Annotated in this window: 29 protein-coding genes; 13 read left to right on the top strand and 16 right to left on the bottom strand. The window is 63.6% G+C overall.

Annotated features, from left to right (window positions below; genetic code table 11):
• The first annotated feature begins 2 nt into the window (after positions 1 to 2).
• Both sufA and IG197_RS03060 read left to right on the top strand, forming a co-directional pair.
• Positions 3 to 383, top strand: a complete 381-nt coding sequence (gene sufA / locus IG197_RS03065; RefSeq protein ID WP_067962685.1) for a Fe-S cluster assembly scaffold SufA — start codon at positions 3 to 5, stop codon at positions 381 to 383.
• Between the two features lie 21 nt (positions 384 to 404).
• Complete coding sequence (locus IG197_RS03060) at positions 405 to 719, top strand: TfoX/Sxy family protein (RefSeq protein WP_154385529.1); 315 nt, start codon at positions 405 to 407, stop codon at positions 717 to 719.
• Between the two features lie 2 nt (positions 720 to 721).
• Here the strand turns inward: IG197_RS03060 and IG197_RS03055 are convergent, their stop codons facing one another.
• The 3 genes from IG197_RS03055 to IG197_RS03045 all read right to left on the bottom strand — a co-directional run bounded on the left by IG197_RS03055 (position 722) and on the right by IG197_RS03045 (position 3,121).
• Complete coding sequence (locus IG197_RS03055; protein ID WP_192316862.1) at positions 722 to 1,021, bottom strand: hypothetical protein; 300 nt, start codon at positions 1,019 to 1,021, stop codon at positions 722 to 724.
• Between the two features lie 214 nt (positions 1,022 to 1,235).
• Entirely contained in the window at positions 1,236 to 2,162 is a 927-nt protein-coding gene (locus IG197_RS03050) for a pseudouridine-5'-phosphate glycosidase (protein WP_154385608.1), read from the bottom strand.
• 20 nt (positions 2,163 to 2,182) lie between these two features.
• The gene (locus tag IG197_RS03045) at positions 2,183 to 3,121 is read right to left on the bottom strand and encodes a carbohydrate kinase family protein (protein WP_192316860.1); all 939 of its coding nucleotides are present in this window, start codon (positions 3,119 to 3,121) and stop codon (positions 2,183 to 2,185) included.
• 276 nt (positions 3,122 to 3,397) lie between these two features.
• Here IG197_RS03045 and recA point away from each other — a divergent pair, with 276 nt between their 5' ends.
• Together recA and alaS are read left to right on the top strand one after the other, a co-directional pair.
• Positions 3,398 to 4,486 (top strand): recombinase RecA, encoded by a 1,089-nt coding sequence (gene recA, locus IG197_RS03040; RefSeq protein ID WP_067962672.1) that lies wholly within the window; start codon positions 3,398 to 3,400, stop codon positions 4,484 to 4,486.
• A 248-nt stretch (positions 4,487 to 4,734) separates the two neighbouring features.
• On the top strand, positions 4,735 to 7,395 hold the full coding sequence (gene alaS / locus IG197_RS03035; protein WP_192316858.1) for an alanine--tRNA ligase: 2,661 nt from the start codon (positions 4,735 to 4,737) through the stop codon (positions 7,393 to 7,395).
• A 93-nt stretch (positions 7,396 to 7,488) separates the two neighbouring features.
• Here alaS and IG197_RS03030 read toward each other — a convergent pair whose 3' ends face one another.
• Positions 7,489 to 7,887 carry a VOC family protein gene (locus tag IG197_RS03030; RefSeq protein ID WP_067962669.1) on the bottom strand — a complete coding sequence of 133 codons (399 nt, stop codon included), beginning with the start codon at positions 7,885 to 7,887 and terminating at the stop codon, positions 7,489 to 7,491.
• Positions 7,888 to 8,079: 192 nt separating this feature from the next.
• Here IG197_RS03030 and IG197_RS03025 point away from each other — a divergent pair, with 192 nt between their 5' ends.
• Positions 8,080 to 8,928 (top strand): GyrI-like domain-containing protein, encoded by an 849-nt coding sequence (locus tag IG197_RS03025; protein WP_192316856.1) that lies wholly within the window; start codon positions 8,080 to 8,082, stop codon positions 8,926 to 8,928.
• A 29-nt stretch (positions 8,929 to 8,957) separates the two neighbouring features.
• Here the strand turns inward: IG197_RS03025 and IG197_RS03020 are convergent, their stop codons facing one another.
• The 3 genes from IG197_RS03020 to IG197_RS03010 form a co-directional block, all read right to left on the bottom strand.
• Positions 8,958 to 9,725 (bottom strand): hypothetical protein, encoded by a 768-nt coding sequence (locus tag IG197_RS03020; protein WP_192316854.1) that lies wholly within the window; start codon positions 9,723 to 9,725, stop codon positions 8,958 to 8,960.
• Positions 9,726 to 9,766: 41 nt separating this feature from the next.
• Entirely contained in the window at positions 9,767 to 10,978 is a 1,212-nt protein-coding gene (locus IG197_RS03015; RefSeq protein WP_192316852.1) for an NADP-dependent isocitrate dehydrogenase, read from the bottom strand.
• Positions 10,979 to 11,157: 179 nt separating this feature from the next.
• The gene (locus IG197_RS03010; RefSeq protein ID WP_192316850.1) at positions 11,158 to 11,502 is read right to left on the bottom strand and encodes a TfoX/Sxy family protein; all 345 of its coding nucleotides are present in this window, start codon (positions 11,500 to 11,502) and stop codon (positions 11,158 to 11,160) included.
• 99 nt (positions 11,503 to 11,601) lie between these two features.
• On the opposite strand from IG197_RS03010, the gene IG197_RS03005 reads away from it, so the two are divergent.
• The 3 genes from IG197_RS03005 to IG197_RS02995 all read left to right on the top strand — a co-directional run bounded on the left by IG197_RS03005 (position 11,602) and on the right by IG197_RS02995 (position 13,516).
• Positions 11,602 to 12,462, top strand: coding sequence for an RNA methyltransferase (locus IG197_RS03005; protein ID WP_246765293.1), 861 nt, complete (start codon positions 11,602 to 11,604; stop codon positions 12,460 to 12,462).
• Entirely contained in the window at positions 12,455 to 13,249 is a 795-nt protein-coding gene (murI, locus tag IG197_RS03000; RefSeq protein WP_067962648.1) for a glutamate racemase, read from the top strand. The genes IG197_RS03005 and murI overlap by 8 nt, the downstream gene beginning before the upstream one ends.
• A 78-nt stretch (positions 13,250 to 13,327) precedes the next feature.
• On the top strand, positions 13,328 to 13,516 hold the full coding sequence (locus IG197_RS02995) for a DUF3008 family protein (RefSeq protein WP_067962645.1): 189 nt from the start codon (positions 13,328 to 13,330) through the stop codon (positions 13,514 to 13,516).
• 41 nt (positions 13,517 to 13,557) lie between these two features.
• On the opposite strand, the gene IG197_RS02990 is transcribed toward IG197_RS02995, so the two are convergent.
• Positions 13,558 to 14,193 (bottom strand): NAD(P)-dependent oxidoreductase, encoded by a 636-nt coding sequence (locus IG197_RS02990; protein ID WP_154385523.1) that lies wholly within the window; start codon positions 14,191 to 14,193, stop codon positions 13,558 to 13,560.
• 147 nt (positions 14,194 to 14,340) lie between these two features.
• Between IG197_RS02990 and IG197_RS02985 the strand changes: the two genes are divergently transcribed.
• From IG197_RS02985 to ttcA, 4 genes are all read left to right on the top strand, one after another.
• Entirely contained in the window at positions 14,341 to 14,751 is a 411-nt protein-coding gene (locus tag IG197_RS02985) for a helix-turn-helix domain-containing protein (RefSeq protein WP_192316847.1), read from the top strand.
• Between the two features lie 79 nt (positions 14,752 to 14,830).
• Entirely contained in the window at positions 14,831 to 15,538 is a 708-nt protein-coding gene (locus IG197_RS02980; RefSeq protein ID WP_192316845.1) for a 2OG-Fe(II) oxygenase, read from the top strand.
• A gap of 222 nt (positions 15,539 to 15,760) precedes the next feature.
• Positions 15,761 to 16,378 carry a 30S ribosomal protein S4 gene (gene rpsD, locus IG197_RS02975; protein WP_067962637.1) on the top strand — a complete coding sequence of 206 codons (618 nt, stop codon included), beginning with the start codon at positions 15,761 to 15,763 and terminating at the stop codon, positions 16,376 to 16,378.
• Positions 16,379 to 16,592: 214 nt separating this feature from the next.
• Positions 16,593 to 17,441 (top strand): tRNA 2-thiocytidine(32) synthetase TtcA, encoded by an 849-nt coding sequence (gene ttcA / locus IG197_RS02970; RefSeq protein WP_192316843.1) that lies wholly within the window; start codon positions 16,593 to 16,595, stop codon positions 17,439 to 17,441.
• Positions 17,442 to 17,529: 88 nt separating this feature from the next.
• Here the strand turns inward: ttcA and IG197_RS02965 are convergent, their stop codons facing one another.
• The 8 genes from IG197_RS02965 to IG197_RS02930 all read right to left on the bottom strand — a co-directional run bounded on the left by IG197_RS02965 (position 17,530) and on the right by IG197_RS02930 (position 24,980).
• Positions 17,530 to 18,795, bottom strand: a complete 1,266-nt coding sequence (locus tag IG197_RS02965; RefSeq protein WP_371746504.1) for a multidrug effflux MFS transporter — start codon at positions 18,793 to 18,795, stop codon at positions 17,530 to 17,532.
• A 93-nt stretch (positions 18,796 to 18,888) separates the two neighbouring features.
• A complete protein-coding gene (gene grxD, locus IG197_RS02960) occupies positions 18,889 to 19,224 on the bottom strand; it encodes a Grx4 family monothiol glutaredoxin (protein ID WP_067962632.1) in 336 nt (111 codons plus the stop codon).
• A 164-nt stretch (positions 19,225 to 19,388) separates the two neighbouring features.
• Positions 19,389 to 19,613, bottom strand: coding sequence for a hypothetical protein (locus tag IG197_RS02955; protein WP_067962630.1), 225 nt, complete (start codon positions 19,611 to 19,613; stop codon positions 19,389 to 19,391).
• Positions 19,614 to 19,690: 77 nt separating this feature from the next.
• Entirely contained in the window at positions 19,691 to 20,419 is a 729-nt protein-coding gene (locus tag IG197_RS02950; RefSeq protein WP_192316841.1) for a class I SAM-dependent methyltransferase, read from the bottom strand.
• A gap of 44 nt (positions 20,420 to 20,463) precedes the next feature.
• On the bottom strand, positions 20,464 to 20,919 hold the full coding sequence (locus tag IG197_RS02945) for a hypothetical protein (protein WP_192316839.1): 456 nt from the start codon (positions 20,917 to 20,919) through the stop codon (positions 20,464 to 20,466).
• Positions 20,920 to 20,959: 40 nt separating this feature from the next.
• On the bottom strand, positions 20,960 to 21,193 hold the full coding sequence (locus IG197_RS02940; RefSeq protein WP_067962623.1) for a BolA family protein: 234 nt from the start codon (positions 21,191 to 21,193) through the stop codon (positions 20,960 to 20,962).
• Between the two features lie 14 nt (positions 21,194 to 21,207).
• Positions 21,208 to 23,433 carry a phosphoribosylformylglycinamidine synthase subunit PurL gene (gene purL, locus IG197_RS02935; RefSeq protein WP_192316837.1) on the bottom strand — a complete coding sequence of 742 codons (2,226 nt, stop codon included), beginning with the start codon at positions 23,431 to 23,433 and terminating at the stop codon, positions 21,208 to 21,210.
• 131 nt (positions 23,434 to 23,564) lie between these two features.
• Positions 23,565 to 24,980, bottom strand: a complete 1,416-nt coding sequence (locus tag IG197_RS02930) for a PLP-dependent aminotransferase family protein (RefSeq protein ID WP_192316835.1) — start codon at positions 24,978 to 24,980, stop codon at positions 23,565 to 23,567.
• 83 nt (positions 24,981 to 25,063) lie between these two features.
• Between IG197_RS02930 and IG197_RS02925 the strand changes: the two genes are divergently transcribed.
• On the top strand, positions 25,064 to 25,279 hold the full coding sequence (locus IG197_RS02925; protein WP_246765292.1) for a DUF1127 domain-containing protein: 216 nt from the start codon (positions 25,064 to 25,066) through the stop codon (positions 25,277 to 25,279).
• The last annotated feature ends 226 nt before the right edge of the window (positions 25,280 to 25,505 follow it).

The raw sequence follows: 25,505 nt of genomic DNA, 5'->3' as shown, positions 1-25,505 counted from the left end.
GAATGGGACGCTTCGCCGTCATCTCAATGACCGACCGGGCCGCCGACCGCGTGCGCGAGATCATGGCCACCCGTGAGAATGCCAAGGGCATCCGCCTCGGCATCAAGAAGGGCGGCTGCGCCGGCATGGAATATACGGTCGACCTGGTGACCGAGCCGAACCCCAAGGACGACCACATCGAGCGCGACGGCGCCCATGTCTATGTCGCTCCTGAAGCGGCATTGTTCCTGTTCGGCACCCAGATGGACTTCGAGGTCACCACCCTGCGCACCGGCTTCACCTTCAACAATCCGAACCAGAGCTCGGCCTGCGGCTGCGGTGAGTCGGTCGAGCTGAAGCCCGCCGACCTCAAGGCGCTCGCCGAAGCGCGCGCGCAGGCCTGATCCTCAGCGGGGCATCAGCCAATGAGCGACGAAGCCATCCGCGAGACCTTCTCCGGCCTTGGCGATGTCACCATCCGCAAGATGTTCGGCGGCAAGGGCATCTATCACGACGGCCTGATCGTCGGCGTCGAGGTGCGTGGCGAAATCCTGCTCAAGGCCGATGCGGTGAGCGCGCCCGATTTCGAGGCGGCGGGAGCAACGCGCTGGACCGATGCCGGCGGGCGACCGGTCAACATGCCCTACTGGACAATTCCCGAAAGCGCCGTCGACGATCCTGATGAAATGACCGTGTGGGCGCGCAAGGCGTTCGAGGCGGCACTGCGCAGCAAGAAATAACCTCACATCTCGCCGGGCGGCACGAAGAAGCAGTTCTCGTGCTCTTCAGTCGGATGCAGGCAGATGTGATAGTTGCCGTCGCCCGAGAGGATTTCCGAGCCATAGGGTACGAAATAGCGGTTGTGGTGCGTCACCTTGCGGTGATCGCCGGGCTCCAGCACGATCGACCAGCCGCCGCCATTCTCCTTGACTGACTTCTCGGGAATGGCCTGGCACTCGCCATGTTCAATGTCGCCATGGCAGCAGGCCGGCGGATAGTTCCAGCCTGAAGCCGCCCGATGCGCCAAAGCCGGGGTGGTCATGACAGACAATGCCAGCAACGCAGACGCTACGGCAGCGCAGCAGCGCGCGAATGCCTGCATGCTGAGAAGTCGGCAACGCCCGCCACTGTCGGACATCACGCAAACCCCGATGATGCCGCCGGGCAATCCCGGACGGCAGGCTGGCCGCGCCGCAGCTTAAGCCTGCTTGTTCGGAATGTATATTATGAAGCTCTAATATTGACGTGAATGCGGTTCACGCCTTGGCCAGCGCGATCGCCACCTTGGCCGCCAGCCGCGCATTGTTCTCGACCAGGGCGATGTTGGTCTTCAAGCTGGCGCCGTTGGTCAGTTCGAGAATCTTGGCCAGCAGGAACGGCGTCACCGCCTTGCCCGAGATGTTTTGCGCCTCGGCCGCCTTCTGGGCCGCTTCGATGTAGCTGGCCATCGTTTCAGTCGGGATCTCGTCGCTCTCCGGCACCGGGTTGGCGACCAAAAGGCCGCCGTCGAGGCCGAGTGCTGCGCGCGTCGCATGCAGGCGGGCGATCTTGTCAGCTGTGTCGAGGCGCAGCGGTGCCGCATAGGGCGACTTGCGCGACCAGAAGGCCGGCACGATGTCGGAGCCGTAGGCGACAACAGGCACGCCACGCGTCTCCAGCACTTCCAACGTCTTTTCGATGTCGAGGATCGCCTTGGCGCCGGCCGAGACCACGATGACAGGCGTGCGCGCCAGCTCGTCGAGGTCGGCCGAGATGTCAAAGCTCTTCTCGGCGCCCTTGTGCACGCCGCCGATGCCGCCGGTCGCGAACACCTTGATGCCGGCGAGATGGGCCGCGATCATCGTCGCCGCCACGGTCGTGCCGCCGGTGCGGCCTTCGGCAACCGCATAGGCGATGTCGGCGCGCGACAGCTTCATTGCGCCGCCGGTCATGGCCAGCGATTCGCGCTCGCCGTCCGACAGGCCGATCTTGATGCGGCCGCCGATGACGGCGATCGTTGCGGGCACCGCACCTTCGTCCGAGATGATCTTCTCGACATTGGCCGCCATAGCCGAATTGTCGGGATAGGGCATGCCGTGGGTGATGATGGTGCTTTCGAGCGCGACAACCGGCTTGCCGGCGGCAAGAGCTGCGGCGACGGGCGCGTGGATGTCGATGAAGGGGCGGGCGGTTTCAGGCGTCATGTTGGTCTCCTTGGTCCGCGTCATGCCATTTCCCGGGCTTGCGGCACAAGGGCCAGCGCCGCGTCAAAGTCTGCCTGGGCGAGATCGGGCACCGCCGAGGCACTTTCTATGGCCAGCACGGCAGCAGCAATGCCCTCGCGCAGCGCCCGCTCCAACTGCAGGCCGCGCAGCAGCGCCACCGTCGTTGCCCCCGCCAGCGCGTCGCCGGCGCCGGTCACGTCGACGATCCAGCGTGGGGCAGGCGGTGTGATCTCGATCAGGCCGGCGGCGTCATAGGCAAAGACCGAGCTGCCGCCTGCCGTGACGACGCCGCGCATGAGCCCCGTGGCGCGCAGGCCGCGGGCGAAGGCGTCGGGCGTGGAATCGGCAGCGACATCAGCCAGCACCGCCGCCTCGCGCCGGTTCATGTAGAGGCAGGAGAGCTTGCCGAGGATCGGCGCCAGGCGCACCGCCTTGGCGGGCGAAATCGCAATGGCAAACAGCGGCTTGTCGGCAATCTCGCCGAGCTTGGCCAGCGCTGCTTCGGGCAGGTTGGCGTCGCACAGCACGGCATCCGTGCCGGCGATCGCCTCACGCGTCTTGGCGCGCCTGAGCTGCTTGGCGAAGGCAAGTTCGTAGAGGCTCATGTCTGCCAGTGCCGCGACCACGTCGCCGTCGCGGTCGAGCAGGGCGGTGTAGCTCGGCGTCGCCCGGTCGAGGAAGATGGCCGACAGGTCCTCGATGCCGTTGGCGGCGATCTCCGACGCTACGGCGTCGCCCGCCGCGTCGCCGCCGCGCACCGACATCAAGGCGCCGGTCGCCCCGCGACGCACAGCACCCCGCAACGCATTGAAAGCGCCGCCGCCAACCTCCTCGCTCATCGAGCCGGGGATCGAGGCGCCCGCCACGAACGGTGCCGTCATGCGGCCGCGCCGGTCGACATGGGCGCCTCCGATGGCGAGGATCTTGGGTGACGTCATGATGCAGGTGTCCGGCAGAGGTTTCGGGCGTGGAACTTAGTGTCTGGCGAGGCGGGCGGCAACCGAATCGCGGCGCGGGCGCATTTTCACGGCGGCGTTTCGCGCCATATGCGACATCGCATCACGTGCAGTTCTAAAACAAAAAAAGAACACGCGTGTGATTAGCCATAAATATCAGTATGTTGACTGCTCTTGCCAAATGAGAACAAAACAGATACAAAATTATATCGGCACCGGATCTGCCGGCCTTCATTGACGACCACGGGGTGATGTATCATGGCTCAGAATTCATTGCGGCTTGTAGAGGATAATTCGGTGGACAAATCCAAGGCTCTGGACGCGGCGCTGTCGCAGATCGAACGCGCCTTCGGCAAGGGCTCGATCATGCGCCTGGGCGCCAATGAGCAGGTTGTCGAGATCGGAACGGTCTCCACCGGCTCGCTCGGCCTCGACATAGCTCTTGGCGTCGGCGGCCTGCCGCGCGGACGCATCATTGAAATCTACGGGCCGGAAAGCTCGGGCAAGACGACGCTCGCTTTGCACACCGTGGCCGAAGCCCAGAAGAAGGGCGGCATCTGCGCCTTCGTCGACGCCGAACACGCACTCGACCCGGTCTATGCCCGCAAGCTCGGCGTCGATCTCGAGAACCTGCTGATCTCGCAGCCCGACACGGGCGAGCAGGCGCTGGAGATCTGCGATACGCTGGTGCGTTCCGGCGCCATCGACGTGCTGGTCGTCGACTCGGTTGCAGCGCTGACGCCGCGCGCCGAAATCGAGGGCGAGATGGGCGAGTCGCTGCCCGGCCTGCAGGCCCGCCTGATGAGCCAGGCGCTGCGCAAGCTGACGGCCTCGATCTCGCGCTCCAACACCATGGTCATCTTCATCAACCAGATCCGCATGAAGATCGGCGTCATGTATGGCTCGCCGGAGACCACCACCGGCGGCAATGCGCTCAAGTTCTATGCTTCGGTCCGCCTCGACATCCGCCGCATCGGCTCGGTCAAGGACCGCGACGAGGTCGTCGGCAACCAGACCCGCGTCAAGGTGGTCAAGAACAAGCTGGCCCCGCCCTTCAAGCAGGTCGAGTTCGACATCATGTATGGCGAAGGCGTGTCCAAGACCGGCGAGCTCGTCGATCTCGGCGTCAAGGCCGGCGTGGTCGAGAAGTCGGGCGCCTGGTTCTCCTACAATTCGCAGCGGCTCGGCCAGGGACGCGAGAACGCCAAGCTGTTCCTGCGCAACAATCCCGACGCGGCGCGTGAGATCGAACAGCTGCTCAGGCAGAATGCCGGTCTGATCGCCGAGAAGTTCCTCGAGAACGGCTCGCGCGAGGAAGACGACGGCGACGAAGCTGGCGCGATGTAGGCGCATTCGGGGCCGGTCCGGCGAACGCTGGACCAGACCCAAGACAGACGATTTGAGCGACCGCCGGCCATTGTGCCGGCGGTTTGCGTTTGTGAAGACGGCTTCGCTGATCGGGCGGCGGAATTGCGGGCTATTGCCGGTCCGGTGTTTCTGGACAGGGTTAAGGTGGGCGGCTAAAAGGCCAGTTCCAATTTCCGCCTGCAAAGGGCGGGGTGCATCTGTTCAGGGCGGCGATCAAAGGCGGCAATATGAGTGGCGTGAACGAGATCAGGTCGACATTTCTCGACTACTTCAAGAAGAACGGACACGAGGTCGTAGCCTCCAGTCCGCTCGTCCCGCGCAATGACCCGACCTTGATGTTCACCAATGCCGGCATGGTGCAGTTCAAGAATGTCTTCACCGGGCTCGAGACGCGCTCCTATTCGCGCGCCGCAACCGCGCAGAAGAGCGTGCGCGCCGGCGGCAAGCACAACGACCTCGACAATGTCGGCTACACCGCGCGCCATCTCACCTTCTTCGAGATGCTCGGCAACTTCTCCTTTGGCGACTATTTCAAGGAGCAGGCGATCGAGCTTGCCTGGAACCTGATCACCAAGGAGTACGGGCTCAAGAAGGACAAGCTGCTCGTCACCGTCTATCACACCGACGACGAGGCGGCCGACCACTGGAAGAAGATCGCCGGCTTCACCGACGACCGCATCATTCGCATCGCCACCTCGGACAATTTCTGGGCGATGGGCGATACCGGCCCGTGCGGCCCGTGCTCGGAAATCTTCATCGACCGCGGCGAGCACATCTGGGGCGGCCCTCCCGGCAGCCCCGAGGAGGATGGCGACCGCTTCCTCGAATTCTGGAACCTCGTCTTCATGCAATATGAGCAGGTGACGAAGGAAGAGCGCATCTCGCTGCCGCGCCCGTCCATCGACACCGGCATGGGCCTCGAGCGCATGGCCTCGATCCTGCAGGGCGTCGAGACCGTGTTCGAGACAGACCTGTTCCGCACCTTGATCGATGCCGCGTCCTCGGCGATCGGCCGTGGCCCGGATGATAGCAATGTCGCCTCCTACCGCGTTATGGCCGATCACCTGCGTTCGTCCTGCTTCCTCGTCGCCGATGGCGTGCTGCCCTCGAATGAGGGCCGTGGCTATGTGCTGCGCCGCATCATGCGCCGCGCCATGCGTCATGCGCAGCTTCTCGGCGCGCAGGAGCCGATGATGTGGAAACTGGTGCCCGCACTCATCCGCGAGATGGGGCAGGCCTATCCCGAGCTCGTCCGTGGCGAAGCACTCATCACCGAGACGCTCAAGCTCGAAGAGACCCGCTTCCGCAAGACGCTCGCCCGCGGCCTGGGCCTGCTGGCAGATGCCACCGAGACGCTGGGCTCGGGCGACATGCTCGACGGCGAAACCGCCTTCAAGCTTTACGACACCTACGGCTTCCCGCTCGACCTGACGCAGGACGCATTGCGCCAGCGCAGCATTTCGGTGGATCTCGCCGGCTTCACCGATGCGATGGAGCGGCAGAAGGCCGAGGCGCGCGCCAACTGGGCGGGCTCCGGCGAGGCTGCGACCGAGGTCGTCTGGTTCTCCGTCCGCGAAAAGACCGGCGCCACCGAATTCCTCGGCTATGAGACCGAGCAGGCCGAAGGCGTGATCCTGTCGCTGCTCAAGGACGGCGCCGTTGTCGATGCCGTGAACGAGGGCGACATCGTCGCCATCGTCGTCAACCAGACGCCGTTCTACGGCGAGTCGGGCGGCCAGATGGGCGACACCGGCACCATTTCAGGCGAAGGCTTCGCCGTCGAGGTGACCGACACCCAGAAGAAGGCCGACGGCCTGTTCGTTCATTACGGCAAGGTCACCAAGGGCAAGCTCAAGACGGGCGCTGCCGTCGAGCTCAAGGTCGACCACAACAGGCGGACGCGTTTGCGGTCGAACCACTCGGCAACCCACTTGATCCACGAGGCGCTGCGCGAGGTGCTCGGCACCCATGTCGCGCAGAAGGGCTCGCTGGTTGCGCCTGAGCGCCTGCGCTTCGACATCTCGCACAACAAGCCGATCTCGGCCGAGGAGCTCGAGGAAGTCGAGCGCATGTCGAACGAGATCGTGGTCCAGAACAGCCCCGTCACCACGCGCCTGATGAGCGTCGACGATGCCATTGCCGAGGGCGCGATGGCGCTGTTCGGCGAAAAATATGGCGACGAGGTTCGGGTCGTCTCGATGGGCACCGGCCTGCATGGTGCCAAGGCCAACCGTCCCTATTCGGTCGAGCTGTGCGGCGGCACCCATGTCCGCTCCACCGGCGACATCGGCCTGGTACGCATCATTTCCGACAGCGCCGTCGCTGCCGGCGTGCGTCGCATCGAGGCGCTGACCGGCGAGGCGGCGCGCCGTCACCTCGACGAGCAGGACCGCCGCCTGAAGACGGTTGCAGCAGCACTGAAGGTGTCGCCAGCCGACGTGCTGACGCGTGTCGAAGCCCTGGTCGATGAACGCAAGAAGCTTGAACGCGAGCTGACCGAAGCGCGCAAGCGGCTCGCCATGGGTGGCGGGCAGGGCGGTTCCGCCGATGCGGTGCGCGAGATATCTGGCGTGAAGTATCTCGGCAAAGTTGTGTCAGGCGTCGACCCCAAGGACCTCAAGGGCTTGGCCGACGAAAGCAAGGCCGGCCTCGGTTCGGGCGTGGTGACGCTGATCGGCGTGTCGGAAGATGGCAAGGCCAGCGCTGTCGTGGCTGTCACGGCCGATCTCGTCGACCGCCTCAGTGCCGTCGACCTGGTTCGCGTGGCATCTGCGGCCCTCGGCGGCAAGGGTGGCGGCGGCCGCCCCGACATGGCTCAGGCCGGCGGCCCCGACGCCACCAAGGCCGACGAGGCTGTCGAGGCTGTCGCCCAGGCAATGGCCGGCTGATCCTGGATCAGGCTTGGGAATCGACAGGGCGGGAGCTTCGGCACCCGCCCTTTTCATTTGGCCGTCTCGACGTCCAGGTCGCTGGCCGGCGGATCAGTCTTCAAAAGCAGCGACAAATTCGACCTTGATCCGGTCGGGGTCCTCGATGAACAGTGCGTAATAGTCGCTGCCGCCATTGGCGAAGGGATAACGCTCGTCATAGAGGCAGGGAATGCCGTTGTCCCGGCAGACCTGCCTGAGCCTGTCGACGGTCGTCCTGTCTTCCACGCGAAAGGCCAGATGATTGAGGCCAACGCCGGACCGGTGATAGGGGCGATGGGCGTGTTTCTCGGCCACCTGCACGAAGGTCAGATAGGCATGGTTGCCGTGGGCGAGCGTGAAGCCATCGTTCCAGCGCCCGGTTTCCTCATAGCCGATCTGCGCGAGAAGAGACGCCCAGAAGGCATGCGATCTCTCCAGGTTCGACACATAGATTTCGACGTGATGCAGCATCGGCTTGGCCCCTGAACGCTGTTTGCCTGCAATCTCAAGCTGTATCGCTTCCAGTCCTCATCCGCTATCCCACTGGTTTGGGGGGCGTGGATCGTCATGCGGCAGGCGTGCGGGACCTCCGGTTTGAACTCAGCAGGATTTGTCAAATCAGGCTATGTTTCTGTCCGGCCGATCGATTTGCAAGGGGTTGGCATGAACGGTGAAACGGCATGGGCAGTCTATGAAACCCGCCTGAGAAGGGTTTCGGCTCACATCCACGCGCATCTCGACGAGGAGCTGGATATGGACTGCCTGGCCGACATCGCCTGCATGTCGAGCTACCACTGGCACAGGATCTACCGCGCCATCTACGGTGAAACGGCTGCCGCCACGGTCAAGCGCCTCAGGCTGCACCGCGCCGCCGGCGACATCGTGGGAACGGATCTGACTGTCCTGGAGATTGCGAAACGGTCCGGCTATCCCAACGTCCAGTCGTTCAACCGCATCTTCAAGGCCGTCTACGGCATGCCGCCGGCGCGCTACCGGAGGGAGGGAAGCCACAAGCTCTTTGAAACCCACAGAGGAAAGGCTTCCCACATGTTCGACGTTCAGATCCGTACCGTATCCGACACCAGCCTCGTCGGCGTTCCCCATCAGGGCTCCTACATGCAGATCGGCAAGGCCTTCGAGCAGCTGTTCGGCACGCTCTACGCCCGCGGCCAGGCGCGGCCCGACATGCGCATGATCGGTATCTATCTCGACGATCCCGATCTCGTTGCGGAGGACAGACTGCGCTCGGTCGCCTGCGTCAGCGCCGATGCGTCAGCACCTGCCGCCGCACCGCTCGAGCGCCGCGCCATCCAGGGCGGCGAATACGCCGTGCTGCGCCACAAGGGGCCGTATGCCGAGATGCACATGGCCTACAAATGGCTCTATGCCGAATGGTTGCCGAAATCGGGTCGCCAACTGCGCGACGCGCTGATGTTCGAGGAATACCTCAACAACCCGCGCGACGTGGCGCCATCAGAGCTCCTGACCGACATCCACCTGCCGTTGGCCTGAGTTGGGGGCGCAGGGAAATCCGGCGGTCGTCAGATAAACTCGCGGCCACCGGTATATTGACGGCGAAGCCGCCGGATCACCCACTTGTGGAGCGGCTGGTTCCGCCGGCGATGGAGAAAGACTGTCTCGCCGAATGGCTGTTCGCCTGGCTCGTTCTGCCATGGACCAAACTGCGACGGATCGGGAAACAGCGCTGCGTTGCGTCTCTTCGCAAGGATCGTCAGCACCGACTGGTCATGTCGATGGTCGACGAAGCCAGGCAGGTTCGGAAGCCCGTGTATGTTCGGGGCATCAGTGAGACATGCCTCGCTTGTCATGGCTTCGGAAAGGCGTGACACAAACTGCCTTGCTTCCGGCCCAGCCCGGTAAAGCTGAATGCCGCCTACGAGTTGCGGCAGCGACCAGAACTCATCGGTGTCGGCGTTCAGCTCGACAAAGCAATCGCGCTTTGTCCATGTCGACTGCAGCATCGCGCTGCCCATCTGGAAGAGACAAACAGGGTGTTTTTCAGCCAGCGCGATGAGCGGCGCGGGGTCGGCGATGAATGTCATGGCGATGTCGGTGTAGAGAACCAGCGTGCCATCCGGCACGCTGTTCAGTACATCCATGATGACAAATGGCTTCCAGAGCCAATAGCCCGCACCGCGTCGTGCGCTCATTATGGCCGGGTAACGTTGCGCCAAATCGCGCAGCACCGGATGGTCCGGTGTGTAGACAACGGTATCAAGGCCGAACCGGCATGCCGTCTTTGCTAGCAATTTGCTGGCCTGTGAATAGTTCGCGGTCGCAAACGTCACATGAACGGCATGCACTGGGTTCGGCCTTGTCGTGTTGCAGATCAGCCCATCGCCTTCTGCAGGTTCTCGTCGATCTTGTCGAGGAAACCGGTGGTCGACAGCCAGGGCTGGTCGGGGCCAATCAGCAGCGACAGGTCTTTGGTCATGAAGCCGCTTTCAACCGTCTGGATGCAGACGCGTTCCAGCGTCTCGGAGAAACGCTTCAGATCGGCGTTGTCGTCGAGCTTGGCGCGGTGGGCGAGGCCACGGGTCCAGGCGAAGATCGAGGCGATCGAGTTGGTCGAGGTTTCCTCGCCCTTCTGGTGCTGACGGTAGTGGCGGGTGACGGTGCCGTGGGCAGCTTCAGCTTCCACCGTCTTGCCATCCGGGGTCATCAGCACCGAAGTCATCAGGCCGAGCGAGCCAAAGCCCTGGGCCACGGTGTCGGATTGCACGTCGCCGTCATAGTTCTTGCACGCCCAGACATAACCGCCCGACCACTTCAGGCTCGAAGCCACCATGTCGTCGATGAGGCGGTGTTCGTACCAGAGCTTGCGCGCCTTGAACTCGGTCTCGAATTCCTTCTCGTAGACCTCCTGGAAGATGTCCTTGAAGCGGCCGTCATAGGCCTTGAGAATGGTGTTCTTGGTCGACAGATAGACCGGATAGTTGCGCAGCAGGCCGTAGTTCAGCGAGGCGCGGGCGAATTCGCGGATCGACTCGTCGAGGTTGTACATGGCCATCGCCACGCCGGCGCCCGGGGCGTCGAACACGTCGTGCTCGATCACCTGGCCGTCGTCGCCGACGAACTTGATCGACAGCTTGCCCTTGCCCGGGAACTTGAAGTCGGTTGCCTTGTACTGGTCGCCGAAGGCATGACGGCCGACGATGATCGGCTTGGTCCAGCCCGGAACCAGGCGCGGCACGTTCTTCATGATGATCGGCTCGCGGAAGATCGTGCCGCCGAGGATGTTGCGGATCGTGCCGTTGGGCGACTTCCACATCTTCTTGAGCTTGAACTCCTCGACGCGCTGCTCGTCAGGGGTGATGGTGGCGCACTTCACGCCGACGCCGTGCTTGTTGATGGCGTTGGCAGCGTCGATGGTCACCTGGTCGTTGGTGGCGTCGCGGTGTTCGATGCCGAGGTCGTAATATTCGAGGTCGATGTCGAGATAGGGGTGGATCAGCTTGTCCTTGATGAACTGCCAGATGATGCGGGTCATCTCGTCGCCGTCGAGTTCGACGACGGGCTTGGCCACCTTGATCTTCGCCATAGGAAATTGCCTCTTTTTGCCTGGAACCAGCCGGTCCCGGAGGGTTCACGATTGGGAGTGCGGCCCCTATACCAAAGCGAATCGGACGGCGCAAATGATTGCGATTGCGACCTTCGGCCTGTTTGCTGACATTGTATGAAATGCCTGGCTGCGACGTTGGCCGTCGCTGGTGCCGCAGGTCATTTTTGCCTGGCTGAGCCCGTCTTCGGCGGCATCGGCCCGACGAAGCGGGACGCCATGGCGATCCAGCTCTCGATCGCCCGGTCGTCCAGCTTATCAGGCGCCACCATGATGAAGCCTTTCATCTCGCGGCCGGTGAAGTCCATTCGCCTGGCGCCCGGCAAGGCGAGAGCCGCGGGCTCCTGTTCCTCACCGACGCGCACCAGCATGACGCCGTCCTTCAGGGTGCCGACCATCATGTTGCCGTTGAGCGTGAAGCAGGTGCCGCCGAACATACGGATTTCGCCGACATTGGGATCGTCGCCGACAAAGGCCCGGATCTGTTCCGCGAGATCGTCCGCCATGGCTCGCCCTTACCGGAACTTCATTTTCGCGCGCGAATATGTCAGGGACGCGCAAAAGGCGCAATTCTCGGTTCAATCGCAACAATGTCAGAAAACCCCATGCCAACAGCGGCCCCCGTGATCATCCTCGTCGAGCCGCAGCTCGGCGAGAACATCGGCATGGTGGCGCGCGCCATGGCCAATTTCGGCCTCGGCGAACTGCGCCTGGTCAATCCACGCGACGGCTGGCCGAACGAGAAGGCGCGCTCCGCTGCCAGCAACGCCGATCACGTCATCGACGCCGTCGTGGTCTTCCCCGACCTCGCATCGGCGGTTGCCGACCTCAACTTCGTCTTCGCCACCACCGCGCGCGAGCGTGACGGCTTCAAGGAAGTGCGCGGTCCCGTCGAGGCCGGCCGCATGCTGCGCGGCCGCGCCGCGTCAGGTCTTCGCACCGGCATTTTGTTCGGGCGCGAGCGTTTCGGTCTCTACAACGAGGAAGTGAGCCTAGCCGACGAGATCGTCACCTTCCCGGTCGATCCCAGATTTGCCTCGCTCAACATCGCCCAGGCGGTGCTGTTGATGTCCTATGAGTGGATGAAATCAGGTCTGGAAGACGAGACCCAGACCAATTTCTCTGGCCCGGAAATGAAGCCGGCGACCAAGGACGAGTTGCACGGCCTGTTCAATCACCTCGAATCCGCCCTCGAGGCGCGCGGCTATTTCCGCCCGGCGACCAAGAAGCCGAAGATGGTCGACAATCTGCGCTCGGTGCTGACCCGGGCCGGCTTCTTCTCCCCCGAGCTCAAGGTGCTGCGCGGCGTCGTTGCCTCGCTCGACTATTTCTCGCCCAAGGAGCCGCGCGGCAAGGGTTATCCCGAACGCAAGGCCAAGGTTGACCTCGCCGCCCATTCGGGTGGCGCCGGAAGCGACGAGGACGACACGCCGCCGGTCGGCGGCAGAGGGCTCGACAATGACTGACCGCCCGATCCTGATGTTCGATTCCGGCATTGGCGGGCTGACCGTGCTGCGCGAGGCGCGTGTGCTGATGCCCGACCGCCGCTTTGTCTATGTCGCCGATGATGCGGCATTTCCTTATGGCAACTGGGAGGAGCCGGCGCTCAAGCAGCGCATCCTTGGCCTGTTCGACGAATTGCTCGAGCGCTTCAAGCCCGAGCTGTCGGTCATTCCCTGCAATACCGCCTCGACGCTTGTCATCGAGGCGATCCGCGAGCGTTTTCCCGACCACCCATTCGTCGGCACCGTGCCGGCCATCAAGCCGGCGGCCGAGCGCACCTGTTCGGGCCTCGTTTCGGTGCTGGCCACGCCGGGCACGGTGAAACGCCAGTACACGCGCGACCTCATTACCCAATGGGCGTCGAAGTGCCATGTCCGCCTCGTCGGCAGCCACAGGCTGGCAGCCTTGGCCGAGACCTACATGCGCGAGGGTTTCGTCGATGAACAGGCGGTAGCCGAGGAAATCGCCCCGTGCTTCGTCGAGCAGGACGGCCGCCGCACCGACATCGTCGTGCTTGCCTGCACGCATTATCCTTTCCTGGTCAACCGCATGCGCAAGACAGCGCCCTGGCCGGTCGACTGGATCGATCCGGCTGAGGCGATCGCGCGCCGCGCGCTGTCCTTGCTCGACGGTTCGCGCGAGTGGCGCGACGACGCCGGCCGCGACATCGCCGTCTTCACCTCGAAGCGCACCGATTTTGCCACGCGCCGGCTGATGCAGGGCTTTGGACTGACAGTCGAAGGAACATGACGGTCCGGCAGGCGTTTCCCAAAGCCGAGAGGTCCAAAGGCCCAGAGGTCCTAAGGCCCAGAGGTAAGGAGAAACGCCATGCCAGCCGTGTCCAAAGCCCAGCAGAAAGCCGCTGGAGCAGCCCTCGCCGCCAAGCGCGGCGAGATCAAGAAGAGCGAACTCGTCGGCGCATCGAAGGAAATGTACGAATCGATGACCGAAAAGGAACTCGAGGAGTTCGCCGAGACCAGCCACAAGGGTTTGCCGGAGCACAGGACAAAGCACTGAGGTCCGGCAAACCCTTGTGGCACTGAGCCTCGGCGAGCCGATCAGTAGCCGACGGTGAAGCGCTTGCCCGTATGCTCAGGCGTTTCGGCCTCGTTGACGATGGCGACGGCCAGGTCTTCCACCGAGATGTGGCTTTCGCCATTGGCATCGAACACCGGCTGGTCGCCACCTGTGCGGAATTTTGCGGTGCGTGCGCCCGGGGCCATCATGATTGCCGGCGACAGGAACGACCATTCCAGACCGGTCTCGCCGCGCAGGGCCGCAAGGGCGTCGCGCGCGGCGCGTGCACCGTCCTTGTAGGCTTCGGGAAAGTGCGGGCCGTCGACCAGCTGTTTGCCGTCGATTTCGAGGCTGCCAGCGCCACCGACGACGATGACGCGCTTGCCGGCGGCCTTTGCGGCTGCGACGATCGCCTTCGAGCCGGCGAGATGCTTGGCATAGATCTCCGGATCGCCCCAGCCGCCATTGAAGGCGGAGACGACGACGTCGCTGCCCGAGATCGCGGCCTTCAGCGCGTCGATGTCGTTGACGTCGGCTTTGACAGCGGTGACGCCGTCGAGGGCGGCGACCTTGGACGGGGTGCGCACGATGGCTGTGACCTCGTGGTCACGCGAAGCGGCTTCCTTGAGCACCGCGTTGCCGACGAAGCCGGATGCGCCGATGAGAGCGAGTTTCATGATCTTCTCCTTGTTCGCCTGCTTTGCCATTTCAGGCGAATGCAGGTATGATTTGTAATCAGGTTACCAACGATAACTATTTAGATCGAACCGAAGAGGGCGAAAAGAACGCATGATTTCGTGCCCAGGTTACGTCAGAGGAACCACATGAACGCCCCGACAAAACCCGCAACCGCGGTGCCGCTGCTTCACACCACCCCCGGCTTCGAAACCGACGGCCGCAGCACATGCCCGATCCGCGAGGTACTCGACCGTGTCGGGGACACCTGGAGCATCCTCGTCATCATCAATCTCCAGGAGCAGCCGGTGCGCTTCAACGCGCTCAAGCGCGCGATCGAAGGCATCTCGCAGCGCATGCTGACGGTCACCCTGCGTTCGCTGGAGCGTGACGGGCTGGTCACCCGGACGGTGCGGCCGACAACCCCGCCGGAGGTCGAATACGGGCTGACCGAGCTCGGCCAGTCGCTTGCCGTGCCGATCGCGTCGCTCGGCGGCTGGGCCGCAAGCAATCGTGACAACATGCGCCAGGCGCGGGAGGCGTTCGATCTCGGTGCCTGACCGTTGCCGCGCAGGAATCGGAATGCGGCGCCAGCCCCGAGGGCATAGCGTCGGCCTCCAATAGCTATGGAGCGCCGCCATGAATGCAGACATCACCGTTGCCGGCCTGGACTGGCCGCGAATCCTGGCTGAGCTCGACGAGTTTGGTGTCGCGCCGACCGGTCCGCTGCTCGACAACGAGACCTGCCAGGCCTTGCGCGCGCTCTATGACCGCGACGCGCAATTCCGCAGCCGCATCGTCATGCAGCGTCATGGTTTTGGGGCGGGGGAGTACAAATACTTCGCCAACCCGCTTCCTGAAGTGATCTCGGGCCTGCGCCACGGCTTCTATGAGCACCTTGCGCCCTTCGCCAATGGCTGGAACGAGCGCATGGGGCTCGCAAGGCGTTATCCCTGCGAACTCGACGCTTTCCTTGCCGAATGCCACGCCGACGGCCAGACAAGGCCGACACCGCTTCTCCTGAAATACGGTGCCGGCGACTACAACTGCCTGCACCAGGACGTCTATGGCGAGCACCTGTTTCCGGTCCAGCTGGTGATTCTGCTCTCCGACCCGCAATCCGAATTCGCAGGCGGCGAATTCGTCATGACCGAGCAGCGTCCGCGCATGCAGTCGCGCGCCGAGGTGGTTCCGCTCGGCATCGGTCATGGCGCGCTGTTTGCGGTCAACGACCGGCCCAAGACTGGTTCGCGCGGCGACTATCGGGTAAAGATGCGCCACGGCGTCAGCCGCATCCGCTCTGGCGAGCGCTTCACGCTCGGCATCATCTTCCATGATGCGAAGTGAGCCGGCTGCCTTGGAAGCGTTGACATTGCAGCCGGTTTCGCCTAGTTAGCCACCAACGCCGGGCCGAAACGCCCGGTGTTTCATTTGACGTGTCCCGTGGACCTTTTCCGCAATGCGTGCGTGGAAGATCCTGTCAGGCTCCGAAAACGGGGGCCAGAGGAGGGCGCGTTTTCCTCGCCTGGAACATGAAGTTCCGGGTGCAACGTTTTGAAGGGAAATGCGATGAGCAAGCGCGAATCCGCTAAGTACAAAATCGATCGCCGTCTTGGCGAGAACATCTGGGGCCGTCCGAAGTCCCCGGTCAACAAGCGTGAATACGGCCCCGGCCAGCACGGCCAGCGCCGCAAGGGCAAGCTCTCGGACTTCGGTCTGCAGCTGCGTGCCAAGCAGAAGCTGAAGGGTCACTACGGCGACGTTTCGGAAAAGCAGTTCCGCAAGACCTATGAAGAGGCAAACCGCCGCAAGGGCGACACCTCCGAGAACCTGATCGGCCTGCTCGAGTCGCGTCTGGATGCGGTCGTCTACCGCGCCAAGTTCGTGCCGACCATTTTCGCTGCCCGTCAGTTCGTCAACCACGGCCACGTCAACGTCAACGGCAAGCGCACCAACATCTCGTCCTACCGCTGCAAGGCTGGCGACGTGATCGAAGTCCGCGAGAAGTCGAAGCAGCTGGTCATCGTTCTCGAGTCGGTTGGTCTCGCCGAGCGTGACGTTCCTGACTACATCGAAGTCGATCACAACAAGATGGTCGCGACCTTCGCTCGCGTTCCCGGCCTGTCGGACGTTCCGTACGCAGTGCAGATGGAACCGAACCTCGTCGTCGAATTCTATTCGCGCTAATCCCCAGAGCGCGGTGCTTCGCGCCGCGTTCAATCTCGCTGTCTTGGGCGCATCTTGGCGATGCGCCGGGATAGCATCGAATTTCAAAGGGCGGCCGGCAACGGCCGCTCTTTTCGTTTGGGGCGCATGTCTTGCGCGCCGCCTGAATTTGCGGAATACCGCTGGCGGCAGCGCTGTCCCGTATCTGCGCGCCGTGGATTGAAGGACCAGACCGATGGGCATTCACGAACAGGACGCGCTGACCGAGCCTGCGGAGGGGGCATTCCCGCTCTATCGCGATGCCCCGTCCTCGGTCGAGTTCAACAAGCTGCGCAAGCGACTGCTGCGCCAGACGCGCCAGGCGATCGAAGACTATGCCATGGCCAGGTCAGGCGAGCGCTGGCTGGTGGCGCTGTCGGGCGGCAAGGATTCCTATGGCCTGCTCGCGGTCCTGATGGATCTCAAATGGCGCGGCCTGCTGCCGGTCGATCTGCTCGCCTGCAATCTCGACCAGGGCCAGCCGAACTTCCCCAAGAACGTGCTGCCCGATTATCTCAATGCCAATGGCATCGCCCATCGCATAGAATATCGCGACACCTATTCGGTCGTTACCGAGAAACTGCCGGAGGGCAGCACCTATTGTTCACTGTGCTCGCGGCTCAGGCGAGGGCACCTCTACCGCATCGCGCGTGAGGAGGGCTGTTCCTCGCTGGTGCTCGGCCACCATCGCGAGGACATTCTCGAGACCTTCTTCATGAATCTGTTCCATGGCGGACGCCTCGCCGCCATGCCGCCCAAGCTGCTCAATGACGAGGGCGACGTCATGGTTCTGAGGCCTCTGGCCTTCTGTGCCGAGGCCGACATGGCCAAATTCGCCGAGGGCATGAAGTTTCCGATCATCCCCTGCGACCTCTGCGGCAGCCAGGAAGGCCTGCAGCGCAACGCCATGAAGGCGATGCTGGACGATATCGAAAAGCGCATGCCGGGCCGCAAGGACACCATGCTGCGGGCGCTGTCCAACACCCGTCCGTCGCATCTGCTCGATCGCAAGCTGTTCGATTTCACCAGCCTGATGGCTGGCTGAGGTCGACAGGGTCACCAAAACGAACAGCCCGAAAACCTTGAGGTTTTCGGGCTGTTTCTGTTTCAGGGGCTGTACGTCGTCGACGCTGTCAGTGGACCTCGGCAACTGTCGGCTTCGGATCGTGCTGGCCGCGGAACAGCTTGCCCTTCTCGGCAATCAGCACCATCACCAGGCCAATCGAGGCGACGCTGCAGAAACCGATCGCCAGCGGCACCGTCGTGCCATCGAAGGATTGGCCAATGGCCGCACCGATCATGCCACCGCCCAGGGTCTGCATGAAACCCTGCACCGAGGATGCCGTGCCGGCGATATGGCCGAGCGGCTCCATCGAGATCGAGTTGAAGTTGGAGCCGATCCAGCCGAACTGGAACATCGCCAGAGCAAACAGCACGATGAAGGCTGGAAACGGCACCGGCCCGGTCAGCGACCAGACGAGCCAGATCGCACTCACCAGCAGGAAGCCGATCAGGGCGCCGTGCGACAGCTTGCGCATGCCGAATTTGACGACGAGACGCGAGTTGAGAAACGACGACACCGACATCATGCCGGCAATGGCCGCAAACACTGCCGGGAACCACACGCCGAGTCCGTAGAGGCCGACATAGACCTGCTGCGCCGAGTTGATGAAGCCGAACAGTGCGCCGAAGATGGTCATCGAGGCCAGCGTGTACCACAGCGACATGCGCGTGGTGAGCACGGTGCGGAAGCCCCGGGCGATCGACATCACCGACAGCGGCCGCCGGTCCTCGGGATGCATCGTCTCAGGCAGGCGGATCGCCGCCCACAGCGTGATCGCCAGCGCCGACACCGCCATGACGATGAAAATCATGTGCCATTCCGAAAACAGCATGACGATCTGCCCCATGGCGGGCGCCACCACCGGCACGACCATGAACACCATGAAGATCAGCGACATGATCTCGGCCATCTGCCGCCCGCCGAAGCGATCGCGCACCACCGACACCGCAATGACGCGCGTCGACGCAGCACCTATGCCCTGGACGAAGCGCAGCAAAAGCAGCGTTTCGAAGCTTGGCGCGAATGCCGCCGCGAAGGCCGCAAGCACATAGATGCCGAGGCCGAACAGCAGCGGCTTGCGCCGGCCGAACTGGTCGGAGATCGGGCCATAGGCCAGCAGCGCCAGTGCGAGGCCGGCGAAATAGGCGGTAATCACATATTGCCGGTGGTTCTCGCTCTCGACGTTGAGGGCAGCACCGATCTGCTGCAGCGCCGGCAGCATGATGTCGACGGCAAGCGCGTTGACGGCCATCAATGCGGCGGCCAGCGCGATGAATTCCCAACGCGGAATCGGGAATGCGTCCTGACGGACGCTGGGAGCGACTTTCTGTTCCATTCGGAATCCAATTCAAACGGAAATGCGCCGGGCAAGCCGGCGCATTTGCCACAAACGGGACCCCGGAACAGGCCGGAGCCGGTAATTCTTAGGTCAGGCGGCGCCCTTGACGCTCACACCCTTCTCTTCCAGGAACGACTGCAGTTCGCCGGCCTGGAACATCTCGCGGATGATGTCGCAACCGCCGACGAACTCACCCTTGACGTAGAGCTGGGGGATGGTCGGCCAGTTGGAATAGTCCTTGATGCCCTGGCGAAGCTCGTTCGAGGTCAGGACGTTGACGCCCTTGTAGTCGACCCCGAGGTAGTCGAGGATCTGGACGACCTGGCCGGAAAAGCCGCACTGCGGGAAGCCGGGCGTGCCCTTCATGAAAACCACGACATCCTGGCTCTTCACTTCGCTATCGATGTATTCGTTGATTCCGCTCATGGCGCACCTAAACCTCAGATCTGGCCGGCGGACCGGCAATGTTCGTTAGACTGCTAGCATCTGCCACTATGTGGTTGCAACAGTCGAGCATTCCAAGCGTCGGGTCGACCCGAAATCCGGAAATGTGACCTTTTTGCCTTGCAGCACCTGCGTTGCGGCGTCAGTCAGCTGCTGCGGCGTGCCTTCGAGCGCGAGCGGACCGTGCGCTTGCGACTGGTCTGCTTCTTGGCTGGCCTCAAAAGCTTCTCGATCTGGCGCAGCGTGGCCGAACTCGTCGATGTCGTCCGCTTGCGGCGGCGGGCGCGCTTCGAGGTGCTCGACGGCTTCTTCAGAATGTCCTTCAGCACGCCGTCGACGACGCCTTGGACCAGGTCGTTGATCAATGACATCAGCGCGCGCCCCTGTTCTGTGGAATGTCCCGGATAAAAGATCGGGCGATCGATGTCGAGGGCCTCGGCCTTCTGGCCTACTTGATCGCCCGCACGCAGATGAACCCAGGCGAATGGCTGAGCTCGGCAAAGTGTTCGGGGTCGACGGCGGCCATCTCGGCCACCGGCAGCGGTTCGACAAAACGGTCGAGACGCCAGCCGGCATCGCTCAGGCCGTTCAAAATGTCCTGCAGCGGGCGACGGTAGGATTCGACGTAAGGCCTGGGCTCGCCAAAGCCGCCCCAATGCAGGCCCCAGCGGTTTGTCGCGAAATAGTCGGCGCCGCCGCGTGCGCGCGGATCGGCCCAGTCACGCATCGGGTGGCCCATCGAGAACACCAGCCGGCCTCCGCTGCGCGTAATGCGATGAAACTCGGCGAAGACAGGCTTGAGGTCTTCGACATAGTCGAGCGCCAGCGAACACAGGATCGCGTCGGTGCTGCCGCTCGCCAGCCAATCCAGGGGCCTGGCCAGATCGCCTTGGTGGAACGCGACGTCGAGACCGGCGCAGCGCTTGCGCGCCAGTTCCAGCATTTCGGGCGTGATGTCGAAGCCGCGGACCCGGGCGCCGCCGCGCGCCAGCTTTTCCGAGCAGATGCCGGAGCCGCAGCCGGCATCGACCACGTCGAGCCCGGCGACATCGCCGAGCAGGGCCAGCGACGCCGGCCGCTCATAGAGTGCATTGTGGGGCTTGGTGGGAGCTGCCGCGTCGTAGCGGTCGGCAAAGGTGGCGTAGGCGCGGCGCGCGATCGGTTCGTTTTCAGACATGTAACTTGCCTGTGCAAGGGGCAGCCTGATCGAGACACAGCCTCTCAGCCGCACCCAGGCAATGAAGAGAGTTTCAGCAGCTCTTCCCGGGAGACACCGTTCAGGACTGCCGCCGGAATTCTGGTGCTGTCGACATGGACGACCAAGCCCAGACGATCGACAACGACATAACCACACTCCTTGTCGCCCGCAGCCGATTCTCCGTCGAACTCGACGGCGACAAGACGACCTTCAGGCTGCTCGTAGGTGACAGTCCTGGTGAAACGTCTTTGCTGGACAGGATCGGTCGTCGCTGATGAAGCAAGCCAGGAATCGTAGCCGATGACCGCCTGGCTGCGCTTGGCAAAGTGCAGGTAGGCGCCGGCGAAGTCGCCGCGGTCGAACTTGGCGAAAAACTGCCGCGCCGCGGCAATAGCTTGATAGTCGGTTGAAGATTGAGTCCTGCCGGCCCCGGTCGGGGCGATAACTGCGCAGGCAGCGAGCGCCAGCAGGCGCGACATTCTCCGGGGCAGTCCCTGAGAAGCCGCGCCTGACATCAGGCTATTCCGGAATGCTGGTCTGTAGGGCGAGTGCGTGCAGCACGCCGCCCATGTTGCCCTTCAGCGCGTCGTAGACCATCTGGTGCTGCTGCACGCGGGTCTTGCCGCGGAAGCTTTCAGAGACGACCTCGGCGGCGTAGTGGTCGCCATCGCCGGCGAGATCACGGATGGTCACCCGGGCATCCGGAATGCCGTCCTTGATCATCCGCTCGATGTCGTGTGCGTCCATTGCCATGTCGTCGTTCCCGCTCAGTTGTCCATGAAGCGAGGGAACCAGGATTCGTGAGCCGAGGTCAACTCGTCGACGCTCACCGCCCGTGCCTCGCCCAGCTTCAGTTCCTTGCCGCCGGTCGTTCCGATCCACGGCGCGTGGATACCGAGCGCCTTGGCTTCGTTCCACAATTCCTGCATCTCGGACGACTGCGGGTCAAGCTTGACGGTGACCAGGTAACGACCCTGGTCCTCGCCGAAGAACACCGGGATGGGGTTGGTGCCGCTGAGGCCCGGAACAGTCGCCCCGATGCCGGAGACCATCGCCATTTCGGCAAGAGCCACGGCAAGGCCGCCACACGACAGGTCGTGCACGGCAGTGGCCATGCCGCCGCGGATCAGCTTTCGCACGAAGTCGCCGACCTTCTTCTCATGTTCGAGGTCGACCGTCGGCGGCGGGCCGTCGGTGCGGCCGTGCAGGTCGCGCATGTAGATCGACTGTGCCAGGTGGCTGCCCCATTGGGCCGGGCCGCCGACCAGCAGGATCACTTCGCCTTCCCGAGCGAAGCAGGCCTTGGCCATCTTCGACCAGTCGTCGATCAGGCCGACGCCGCCGATGGTCGGTGTGGGCAGGATGCCCTGGCCGTTGGTCTCGTTGTAGAGCGAGACATTGCCGGAGACGATCGGGAAGCCGAGCGCGCGGCAGGCATCGCCGATGCCGGTCACTGCGCGCACGAACTGGCCCATGATCTCAGGGCGCTCGGGATTGCCGAAATTGAGGTTGTCGGTGGCGGCGAGCGGCATAGCACCGGTCGCGGTCAGGTTGCGCCAGCATTCGGCGACCGCCTGCTTGCCGCCTTCATAGGGATCGGCCTCGCAATAGCGCGGCGTCACGTCGGACGAAAACGCCAGTGCCTTGGTGGCGTGGCCCTCGACACGGACGACGCCGGCGTCGCCGCCGGGGCGCTGCAGCGTGTTGCCCTGGATCATCGTGTCATACTGCTCGTAGACCCAGCGGCGCGACGAAAGATCTGGACCGCCGAGCATCTTGAGCAGTGCGTCAGCGACATCGGCTTGTGGTATGTCGTCGTCAGCCAGCGGCGCGCGCTTGGCCGGCTCGACCCACGGGCGATCATATTCGGGCGCCTCGTCACCGAGCTCCTTGATCGGCAAATTGGCGACTTCGACGCCCTGGTGGATGACGCGGAAACGCAAATCGTCAGTGGTCTTGCCGACGATGGCGAAATCGAGGCCCCACTTGACGAAGATCGCCTCGGCTTCCTTCTCCTTCTCGGGACGCAGCACCATGAGCATGCGCTCCTGGCTTTCCGACAGCATCATCTCGTAGGCGCTCATGCGCTCTTCGCGCACCGGAACCTTGTCGAGGTCGAGCTCGATGCCGAGGTCACCCTTGGCGCCCATCTCGACGGCCGAGCAGGTCAGGCCGGCGGCACCCATGTCCTGGATGGCGATAACGGCGCCTGAAGCCATCAGCTCGAGGCAGGCCTCGAGCAGGCATTTTTCGGTGAATGGATCGCCGACCTGCACGGTCGGGCGCTTCTCGTCGATCTTGTCGTCAAACTCGGCCGAGGCCATGGTCGCACCACCGACGCCGTCACGCCCGGTCTTGGCGCCGAGATAGACGACCGGCAGGCCGACGCCCTTGGCCTGCGACAGGAATATGCCGTCGGTCTTGGCGAGGCCCGCGGCGAACGCGTTGACCAGGATGTTGCCGTTGTAGCGCGCGTCGAAATTCACTTCGCCGCCGACGGTCGGCACGCCGAAGGCGTTGCCATAACCGCCGACGCCGGCAACCACGCCCGAAACCAGGTGGCGGGTCTTGGGGTGGTCGGGCGCACCGAAGCGCAGGGCGTTCATCGAGGCAACCGGGCGGGCGCCCATGGTGAAGACGTCACGCAGGATGCCGCCGACACCGGTCGCAGCCCCCTGATAGGGCTCGATGTAGGAGGGGTGGTTGTGGCTCTCCATCTTGAAGACCACGCAGTCGCCGTCGCCGATGTCGACGACGCCGGCGTTTTCGCCGGGGCCCTGGATGACGACGTCACCCTTGGTCGGCAGCGTGCGCAGCCACTTCTTCGACGACTTGTAGGAGCAGTGCTCGTTCCACATCGCCGAGAAGATGCCGAGTTCGGTAAAGCTCGGCTCGCGCCCGACAAGGTCGAGGATGCGCTGGTATTCGTCCGGCTTGAGCCCGTGCGCGGCGATGAGTTCGCCGGTGATCTTCACGTCATTCTGAATGGTCATCGTAGATCGCAGAATCCGTTGGGGAGCGTTGGTGGCTCCATAGCGCATGATTGCGCCGGGATATACTGCCAATGGCCAGAAAGTCACCCTTTCTGGCGCGGAAACGGCCATCCGCCCGAGATCTCTGGGTTTCAGCCGAAGCTGTCGTAGCCGGCGTCACCCTCGTCGAGCAGGCGGCGCAGCTTGATCAGCCCGCCTTCGACCTCGCTGCGCGTGCGCGGTGCCGAAATGCCGATCCGGACGCGGTGGAAAACCTGGTCGGAGCGGCCGGCCTTGAACTCGTCCTCGTCGTCGACCAGCACGCCCTGGCCATAGGCGGCATTCTTGAACGTCCCGGAATTCCATGGCTCCGGCAGGGCCAGCCAGACGAAGGGGATGTTGGAGGCGATGTTGAAGTCGCAGCCGGCGAGCGTCTTGCGCACGATGTCGAGACGCGCATTGATCTCGGCGATCGAGCGGGCGCGAATGGCCGCAGCTTCGCCTGATAGCACCAGTTGCGCGCACAGTTCCGCCAGAAGGTACGGCATGCCGCCGGTGACCATCTTGTGGGCGACGCGGATGCTGTGCCGGAAATGCGCCGGGCAGGACAGCCAGCCCCCGCGTACGCCGGCGGCGACCGATTTCGACAGGCCGCCGACCACGAAGACCCGCTCGGGCGCGAATTCCGCCAGCAGCGGCGTGCGATCATCGGTCAGGGCGCCATACAGATCGTCCTCGATCAGCAGCACATTGTACCTGCGCGCGACGTCGGCGATCGCGGCGCGACGCTCGGCCGGCATGGTCGCGCCGGTCGGGTTCTGCACTGTCGGCATCAGGAAGGCGACCTTCGGATGCTTCTGTGCGCAGACGGCCTCGAAATCAGCGGGGTCGATGCCATGGGTGTCTGACCGGACAAGCGCCATGCGCCGCCCGATCAGTCCGGCGCTGCGCGCCACCTGCGTATAGGTCAGGTGCTCGAACACGATGAAATCGCCGGGTTGCGTCACCGCTGCGATGATCGAAACGATCGCCGCATGCGCGCCAAGCGTCGGCACAATCGTGTCGGGCGAGGGGGCAAAGCCGTTGCGCGACAGCCAGGCGCTGCCGGCCCTGAACCAGTGCTCGGGGAAGTTCCGGGCGTAACTCGCAACGTCGTCGGGATAATCGCGGCAGATCGCCGAGGTGATTGTCTCGATTGCACTGTTCTGCCCGACATTGGGCGCAGCCGTGCTGTCGAAATGCAGTTTGCCCGCTGGCGCCTCCACTGACCGCGATCCTTCATGGGGCAGGGGAACCGGCTCGATGATGGATGGCTGGATGCCGTTGCGTTCCAACACAAAGGTGCCGCGGCCGACCTCGCCGCTCACCAGTCCGCGTTCGCGCAGCAGCGCATAGGCGCGACCGACCGTGCCGATAGTCACGCCGATGTCGTAGGCCAGGTCACGCTGCGGCGGCAGCTTGGCACCGGAGGCGAGTATGCCGTTGTCGATATCGTTCTCGATACGCTCGGCCAACCTGAGATAGAGCGGGCCGGAGCCTGATGTAAGGTCTGGAAGCCAAATTGTCATGGTGACAATTCCTAAATTGCTATCGTCCGTGAGTCAATTCATAGGATCAATCGTTACCAATAGACACAATGCGGACAATGGATATGAGTACAATTGATGCAATTGGTGGAGTTGCCACGGCTGCATCTCCGCACAGGAAGCGTGGCGGGCTTCGCGGCTTCGTGCGCTGGCTGGCATTTGGCATGGAGCGGCGGCGCACCAGGCTGGCACTGTTGGAGCTGACCGACGACCAGCTCGCCGATATCGGAATTTCACGCTGCGACGCTTATCGCGAAGGGCTGCGCCCCTTCTACGACTAGAGCGCCGTGCGTCCGTGAGGACGCATAAGTGGGCGCTCTCGATCCTTGCGTTTTTGCATCGGATTTTTCGAAAGCCGGGTTCGGCTTTCGGGCCGATGCGGCCCACTCCCATGGTCACGGGCCGTCACGACCCACGGACGGTTCGGTTTAGGTGGAGGCGCGCCCCTGGTGCCTCCACCTCTTTTGCCCCGAAGTGGGCACAAGAGGCGGGTGAGTTGGCAGTCCG

Origin of the sequence: Aminobacter sp. SR38, from assembly GCF_014843375.1 — a bacterium.
Classification (GTDB): domain Bacteria; phylum Pseudomonadota; class Alphaproteobacteria; order Rhizobiales; family Rhizobiaceae; genus Aminobacter; species Aminobacter ciceronei.
The sequence above is the reverse complement of the archived record's forward strand: the minus strand, read 5'-3'. Positions and strand labels throughout refer to the sequence as shown.

Excerpts from the sequence above, each read along its gene's own strand:
- sufA (WP_067962685.1), top strand. The coding sequence starts at position 3 with ATGGGACGCTTCGCCGTCATCTCAATGACCGACCGGGCCGCCGACCGC.
- IG197_RS02925 (WP_246765292.1), top strand. The coding sequence starts at position 25,064 with ATGAGTACAATTGATGCAATTGGTGGAGTTGCCACGGCTGCATCTCCG.
- IG197_RS02955 (WP_067962630.1), bottom strand. The coding sequence starts at position 19,613 with ATGTCATTGATCAACGACCTGGTCCAAGGCGTCGTCGACGGCGTGCTG.
- rpsD (WP_067962637.1), top strand. The coding sequence starts at position 15,761 with ATGAGCAAGCGCGAATCCGCTAAGTACAAAATCGATCGCCGTCTTGGC.
- IG197_RS02980 (WP_192316845.1), top strand. The coding sequence starts at position 14,831 with ATGAATGCAGACATCACCGTTGCCGGCCTGGACTGGCCGCGAATCCTG.
- IG197_RS02995 (WP_067962645.1), top strand. The coding sequence starts at position 13,328 with ATGCCAGCCGTGTCCAAAGCCCAGCAGAAAGCCGCTGGAGCAGCCCTC.
- IG197_RS02965 (WP_371746504.1), bottom strand. The coding sequence starts at position 18,795 with ATGGAACAGAAAGTCGCTCCCAGCGTCCGTCAGGACGCATTCCCGATT.
- IG197_RS02985 (WP_192316847.1), top strand. The coding sequence starts at position 14,341 with ATGAACGCCCCGACAAAACCCGCAACCGCGGTGCCGCTGCTTCACACC.
- IG197_RS02945 (WP_192316839.1), bottom strand. The coding sequence starts at position 20,919 with ATGTCGCGCCTGCTGGCGCTCGCTGCCTGCGCAGTTATCGCCCCGACC.
- recA (WP_067962672.1), top strand. The coding sequence starts at position 3,398 with ATGGCTCAGAATTCATTGCGGCTTGTAGAGGATAATTCGGTGGACAAA.
- ttcA (WP_192316843.1), top strand. The coding sequence starts at position 16,593 with ATGGGCATTCACGAACAGGACGCGCTGACCGAGCCTGCGGAGGGGGCA.
- grxD (WP_067962632.1), bottom strand. The coding sequence starts at position 19,224 with ATGAGCGGAATCAACGAATACATCGATAGCGAAGTGAAGAGCCAGGAT.
- IG197_RS03025 (WP_192316856.1), top strand. The coding sequence starts at position 8,080 with ATGAACGGTGAAACGGCATGGGCAGTCTATGAAACCCGCCTGAGAAGG.
- alaS (WP_192316858.1), top strand. The coding sequence starts at position 4,735 with ATGAGTGGCGTGAACGAGATCAGGTCGACATTTCTCGACTACTTCAAG.
- purL (WP_192316837.1), bottom strand. The coding sequence starts at position 23,433 with ATGACCATTCAGAATGACGTGAAGATCACCGGCGAACTCATCGCCGCG.
- IG197_RS02990 (WP_154385523.1), bottom strand. The coding sequence starts at position 14,193 with ATGAAACTCGCTCTCATCGGCGCATCCGGCTTCGTCGGCAACGCGGTG.
- IG197_RS03005 (WP_246765293.1), top strand. The coding sequence starts at position 11,602 with ATGCCAACAGCGGCCCCCGTGATCATCCTCGTCGAGCCGCAGCTCGGC.
- IG197_RS03030 (WP_067962669.1), bottom strand. The coding sequence starts at position 7,887 with ATGCTGCATCACGTCGAAATCTATGTGTCGAACCTGGAGAGATCGCAT.
- IG197_RS02950 (WP_192316841.1), bottom strand. The coding sequence starts at position 20,419 with ATGTCTGAAAACGAACCGATCGCGCGCCGCGCCTACGCCACCTTTGCC.
- IG197_RS02940 (WP_067962623.1), bottom strand. The coding sequence starts at position 21,193 with ATGGCAATGGACGCACACGACATCGAGCGGATGATCAAGGACGGCATT.
- IG197_RS03055 (WP_192316862.1), bottom strand. The coding sequence starts at position 1,021 with ATGACCACCCCGGCTTTGGCGCATCGGGCGGCTTCAGGCTGGAACTAT.
- IG197_RS03050 (WP_154385608.1), bottom strand. The coding sequence starts at position 2,162 with ATGACGCCTGAAACCGCCCGCCCCTTCATCGACATCCACGCGCCCGTC.
- IG197_RS03015 (WP_192316852.1), bottom strand. The coding sequence starts at position 10,978 with ATGGCGAAGATCAAGGTGGCCAAGCCCGTCGTCGAACTCGACGGCGAC.
- IG197_RS03010 (WP_192316850.1), bottom strand. The coding sequence starts at position 11,502 with ATGGCGGACGATCTCGCGGAACAGATCCGGGCCTTTGTCGGCGACGAT.
- IG197_RS03045 (WP_192316860.1), bottom strand. The coding sequence starts at position 3,121 with ATGACGTCACCCAAGATCCTCGCCATCGGAGGCGCCCATGTCGACCGG.
- murI (WP_067962648.1), top strand. The coding sequence starts at position 12,455 with ATGACTGACCGCCCGATCCTGATGTTCGATTCCGGCATTGGCGGGCTG.
- IG197_RS03060 (WP_154385529.1), top strand. The coding sequence starts at position 405 with ATGAGCGACGAAGCCATCCGCGAGACCTTCTCCGGCCTTGGCGATGTC.
- IG197_RS02930 (WP_192316835.1), bottom strand. The coding sequence starts at position 24,980 with ATGACAATTTGGCTTCCAGACCTTACATCAGGCTCCGGCCCGCTCTAT.